The organism is uncultured Campylobacter sp. (genome assembly GCF_938002845.1).
Classification (GTDB): domain Bacteria; phylum Campylobacterota; class Campylobacteria; order Campylobacterales; family Campylobacteraceae; genus Campylobacter_B.
In genome coordinates, this window is sequence record NZ_CALKZP010000015.1 from 68,224 (window position 1) to 74,223 (window position 6,000).

The 6,000-nt window shown below is 44.0% G+C and carries 4 protein-coding genes; all 4 read left to right on the forward strand.

All coding sequences use genetic code 11. The features are described 5' to 3' along the window. Positions 1-31 precede the first annotated feature (31 nt). Positions 32-406 carry a cupin domain-containing protein gene (locus tag Q0224_RS02280; protein ID WP_297948796.1) on the forward strand — a complete coding sequence of 125 codons (375 nt, stop codon included), beginning with the start codon at positions 32-34 and terminating at the stop codon, positions 404-406. 215 nt (positions 407-621) lie between these two features. After that, positions 622-1,257 carry an NAD(P)-dependent oxidoreductase gene (locus Q0224_RS02285; RefSeq protein ID WP_297948798.1) on the forward strand — a complete coding sequence of 212 codons (636 nt, stop codon included), beginning with the start codon at positions 622-624 and terminating at the stop codon, positions 1,255-1,257. A 986-nt stretch (positions 1,258-2,243) separates the two neighbouring features. Continuing rightward, the gene (locus tag Q0224_RS02290; protein ID WP_297948800.1) at positions 2,244-2,654 is read left to right on the forward strand and encodes an Rrf2 family transcriptional regulator; all 411 of its coding nucleotides are present in this window, start codon (positions 2,244-2,246) and stop codon (positions 2,652-2,654) included. A 159-nt stretch (positions 2,655-2,813) separates the two neighbouring features. Continuing rightward, positions 2,814-6,000: restriction endonuclease subunit S (locus tag Q0224_RS10940; RefSeq protein WP_366939494.1), on the forward strand; the 3,187-nt coding region annotated here is incomplete at its 3' end.

Genomic DNA, 6,000 nt, shown 5'->3' on the forward strand with positions numbered 1-6,000 from the left:
ATTACAACAAAAAAATTACAAGGAGACAAAGATGTCAAACTACAAGATCGTTTCAACGAAAAGCGAACCAAGAGTCGAGCTAAAAGAAGCTCTAGGCTTAAGCGGCTGTGAGCTTTCTATCAACGAGCTTCCCGCAAACGCGAGCGTGCCGTTCGTGCATTCGCACAAGCAAAACGAGGAGCTTTACTTGGTGCTAAAAGGCGGCGGCACGCTCTTTATCGACGGCGAGGAGAAGGCGGTCAAAGAGGGCGATGCGATCCGTATCGATCCGGCAGGCAAAAGATGTTTCAAAGCGGGCGCGCAAGGGATGAAATTTATCTGTATCCAGACTAAACGCGGCAGCCTGGAGCAGTACACTAACGGCGACGGCGTGATAAACGACGATGTAAAGCCTAGCTGGCTGTAAAATTTCGCAAGATAAGCGCGCAGCAAAGCGCGGGCGTAAATTTTAAATTGCAAAGCGCGGCAAAACGACGCCCTGTGTGGCGGGCGCATCGGCTGCGACGACGACGATAGGTGATCGTATGATAGAGTATATCAGTCGCGGCGGAAGTGAATTAGCTTGCAGCAGCGATAGGCGGCTGTGTGAGTAAACAAAAATCTAAATTTAAAGGATAGAAAATGAAAAAAGTAGCAATCATCGGAGCAAACGGAAAATCAGGTAGCGCGCTAGTCGCGGAGGCGCTAAGGCAGGGCTACGACGTAACGGGCTTCGCGCGAAACAAAGAGTATAAAAACGGCGCCATCAAGCTCGTGCATAAGGACGTTTTCGAGCTTAGCAAAGCCGATTTGGCGGGCTTTGACGTCGTCATCAGCGCGATCGCTGCATGGACGCCGCAGACCTTCCCGCTTCACGCGAAAATGACGCAGCACATTGCGGAGCTGCTAAGCGACACGCAGACGAGACTTTTCGTCATCGGCGGCGCGGGCGTGTTATACACAGACGCTTCACGTAAGACGCGCCTGATGGATACTCCGAGCTTTCCGGCTGAGTATATGGGCGTAGCCGAGGCGACTGCGGCGAGCTACGAGGTGCTAAAAGCGAGCAAAAATTTGATCTGGACCTACGTGATCCCCGCCGCTGAATACGACGCAAACGCCGCTCGCACAGGCTCATACGTCCTCGGAGGCGACGAGCTGATCCTAAACGGTAAAGGCAAAAGCTACATCGGCTACGCAGACCTCGCGCTCGCCGTAATAGACGAGATCGGGGCGCAAAAATTTATCGGCAAGCCGTTCACGGCGGTCGGCGAATAATGTGGCGTTGCCGCGCGTAAATTTTAAACCGCGCGGCACGGCAAAATTCTAACGTAAATTTTAAATCGTTTAGCGCGGTAAAATTCTAACGTAAATTTAAAATTTAGCAGCAAAGCAAGCTCGGGCTTTAATCAAAATTTAGCGCCAGGACAGAGCCTATGTTTGAATTAAAATTTAGAGCTAGAGCTAGCTACAGCTTGAAATTAAAATTTAGCAGCTGGGCAAACTCAAGCTAGAATTTAAAATTTAACGGCGACGGTAGCGGCGACCGCACGGTTATTAATGATGGTTGTGATTGCGTTGCAAAACATCGGTAACGATTGTATTCGAATAATAGCGGCGGTGGCGATAGCAGCGATTGTATTCGCGACAACGGCAGCAGTGGCAATGAGCAGCGGTAGCGGCTGCAACGGCGGTAGGCGACAGCGGCACGGGTGGCGGTATTAGCGCCAGCCGTAATGCAGCGGGCGGTAGCGAGAATATAATGAACGGCAGCGCGGCGACTGCAAACAATAGCCGTAAAGATAATGAGCGATGGTAGCGTAGCGGCAAGCAGCAATAGCGATCTGCTGTAAATATAATGTGAATGGTAGCAGCGAGAGTAGTAGTAACGGTGACAATGGCGGCAAAGATAATGTAGTAGTAGCGACGATAGCGGTAGTAGCGGCAGACGGGGATAGTCGCGCTATCAGTATAGGCGATGCGAGGCCTGCTATGTCGCGGATGAAATTTAGGCGCGATTAAAATTAACATCTAAATTTTAAAAAAATAGCCTAACAGATGAAATTTCGGAACGATTAAAATTTAATATCCGAATTTTAGAAAGATCGTTTGGCTGATAAAATTTAGACACGATTAAATTTAAGGTTAGAATTTTAAGAAAATCGCTTGGTGGATTAAATTTTAGCGAGATCTGAAATTTAGCGGCCGAGTTTAAGGAAAATTTCGCTTAAATTCTAAAACTCAGATCCAAATCAAGGAGCGAAATGCAAGTAGGTATAAAATTTTCACTCGCGGTTCACATCATGCTTTGCGTCGCGTATTTTCGCGAGGAGAAGGTCACGGGCGATTTCGTCGCCGCAAGCTCGGGGATAAACCCCGCCATCGCGCGCAAGCTGATCTCGCAGCTGAAAAACGCAGCCTTGGTGCTCACGACTGCGGGCGTGGGCGGCATCACACTAGCTCGCGACGCGCGGCTCATCACGCTTTTAGACATTTACGAGGCGGTGAGCGAGGAGAACGCGATGTTTCGCCTACACAAAGGCTCGCCAGCCGCCTGTCCCGTGGGCGGCAAGATCGAGGCAGTACTCACGCCGCGCTTTGCTCGCATTCAGAATGATTTTAAAAAATCCCTATTCGGCGTGAGCTTGGCGGATCTTTTGAGCGATCTAGAATAAAGCTAATTAAAATTCTAAATACGCATTTATCTTCTAAACTTGCTAAAATTTCAAGGCTTGCGGGCTAAATTTATATAAAATTTTACCCGCCCGCCATGTAAAATTTCGGTTTAATTTAATCTGAGATATAATTCAACTTAAAATTTTTAAAGGAGATCAATGGCAATCCAAAGCGTAGAACCAAACGTCGCAGACGCGATAAATTCGCAGCTTAAAGCATATAAACTCGATTATAAATTAGAGCAAGAGCCGTTAAATGGCGAAATAGACAATGCCTTACAAGAGTATTTTACTAAAAGCGGCGGTAAGGGCGGCAATCGCCCTGATGCTAAATTGCTTCTACAAGACGGCGGCTTAAATTTTTATCCCGTATTGATTGAATACAAGGGCTATGAAAATAAGCTAGAAAAGCTAGACGCCGACGGCAATATAGAAAATCGCACCGCGAAAAATGAGCCGAATTTCGCAAATATAAATTCTTATGCCGTAAACGGCGCCGTGCATTACGCTAATGCCTTGCTTCATCATACGAGCTACACCGACATCATCGCTATCGGAGTTACGGGGCATAAAGACGGTAAGGATAAATTGCAAACGCAAATCGGCGTTTATTACGTTTCAAAGTCGAATTTGGGCATCGGGCGCAAAGTGGGCGAATTTAGCGATTTATCGTTTTTAAAGAAGGTAAATTTCGATGAATTTACGAATAAACTCAAAAATTTAAATTTAACTCCCGACGAACTGGAAAAAATCAAGCAAAAACGAGAGCGAGAGATAGACGCGAGCCTAGTAAAGCTAAACAACGACATTTATAGCAGCGAAAAAGGGCTCGGTGAAAACGATAGAGTTTATCTCGTTGCCGCTTCTATCATCGCCACTTTGGGTATTCCCGGAAAAGTAGCTCCGCTTGAAAAGTCCGAGTTAAAATCATCAAACGAAAAAGGTAGCACCGACGGCGAAATTTTAATGCGAAAGATAGAGGCGTTTTTAAATGAGAAAAATTTACCTGTCGAAAAGAAAGACCTCATAATCCGCACTCTTTCAAACACGATACTAACCGATAATATAAATAAAATTTCAAACGGCGAAACTCAACTAAAACGCGTTTTTTCAAAAATAGTCGATGATCTGGGGATTTATTACAAAATCGGACTAACCACCGATTTTACGGGCAAGCTTTTTAACGAGATGTATTCGTGGCTGGGCTTTACGCAGGATAAACTAAACGACGTAGTGCTTACGCCATCATACGTCGCCACGCTTTTGGCTAAACTTGCCCGCGTGAATAAAGACAGCTACGTTTGGGACTTTGCGACCGGTTCGGCGGGGCTTTTGGTTGCCGCGATGAACGAAATGCTAAAAGACGCTAAAAATAGCATAGCATCTCCTGATCAGCTAACCAAAAAAGAGGCGCATATTAAGGCATATCAACTTTTAGGCTTGGAGCTGCTATCAAGCGTCTATATGCTCGCGGTTTTAAATATGATAATGATGGGCGATGGAAGCTCTAATATCCTAAATAAAGATAGTTTGACTGACTTTGAGGGCGTTTACGGCTTCGGTAAAGACGACGAAAAATTTCCCGCAAATGCTTTTGTGCTAAATCCTCCGTATTCGGCGCCGGGCAACGGGATGGTATTCGTCGAAACGGCGTTAAATATGATGAGCGGCGGCTATGCGGCGATAATTATTCAAAATTCCGCCGGTAGCGGCAAGGCAAAAGAGATAAATAAAAGGATTTTAGCTCGCAATACCTTAATCGCAAGCATAAAAATGCCGATCGATCTTTTCGTCGGTAAATCAAGCGTGCAGACGAATGTCTATGTCTTTAAAGTCGGCGAAAAGCACGAAAAAGACGAAATAGTAAAATTTATAGACTTTTCAAACGATGGCTATACGCGCTCAAACCGCAAAAAAGCCAGTAATAATCTAAGGGATACGGATAGAGCCAAAGAGCGTTACGAGGAGCTTGTAAATTTGGTTCGTTTCGGCGCAAGCAAACTTGAAATTTTCACGCAAAACGAATATTACGAAGCGACGATTGATCCGAGCAATGGTGCCGACTGGAATAAATCTCGCCCCGTAGATACTATGCCGACACTAGCCGATTTTAAAAAGACCGTGAGCGACTACCTAAGCTGGGAAGTGGCGCAAATTTTAAAAAAGGATAGTCCCAAGCAAAGCTTAATTAGCGAAAGGATTGCAAATTTAGAGCGAGAATTTAAAACGAGTGGCGGGAAATTTGAAAAAATTAGGCTTGATAAATTATTTAATGTGAAGTCAAATCCACAACTAAATAAAGATAGTTTTAATTTTTCTGAGAATGGAGTTTATCCATATTTCACAAGAACAGTTTTAAATAATGGTATTGCAGGCTATGTCGATTATTTGGATGAGGAGCATAAAATATCAGGCAATTCACTGGCGGTTGGAATGCTTGGGATGCAGTTTTTTTATATGGAAAAGGATTTTTACGCGGGGCAGTTTACTAAAACTATTTATCCAAAATTTGATTATTTTAATAGCAAGGTAGCTCAATATTTTATAGTTCTTTTAAATAAAAATCAAAAAATTTATCAAGGTAGTTTAGTAAGAGATTTTGAAAGACTTTTCTATAATACAAAAATTCTTTTGCCGACGTTAGGTGGCGAGATAAATTTTTCCTTTATGGAAAAATTTATCGAAGAGCTCGAACGCGAACGCGTCGAAGAGCTCGAACGCGAACGCGTCGAAGAGCTCGACGCGTATCTTGCGGCAACTGGGCTTAAAGATTATAAGCTAACCGAGAAAGAAGAGGATGCTTTGGCTAAATTTGACGAATTTAGCCAATGGGGGGGGGTAGCGAGTAAATTTACTACCTTAGAAACATTATTTGACAATATCAAACAAGGTAGAAGGCTAAAAAAAGAAGACCAAAAAGATGGATTAGTACCGTTTGTAATGGCTGGAGTAACGAATACCGGTGTCGTAAATCATATATCAAATCCAGTAGTTACCTTTCCTAGAAATTCGATAACCGTTGATATTTTTGGAAATACATTTTATAGAAATTATGATTTTGGAGCAGGGGATGATACGGGTGTTTATTGGAACGAAAGTAAGGAATATTCGCAAAGTGTGATGCTTTATTTTGCTGCGGCTATATCAAGGTCGTTGCGGGGTAGGTTTTCTTACGGCAAGAAGCTAAGAAGCTCGCAAAGTTTAAAATTTAAAATCAATCTTCCAGCCGTAAACGACCGAATCGACTACGATTTTATGGAAAATTTCATAAAAGCTATCGAAAAGCTAGTCATAAAAGACGTTGTGTTGTGGACAGAGCGAAAGATCGCCGCCACAAAACAAGTCG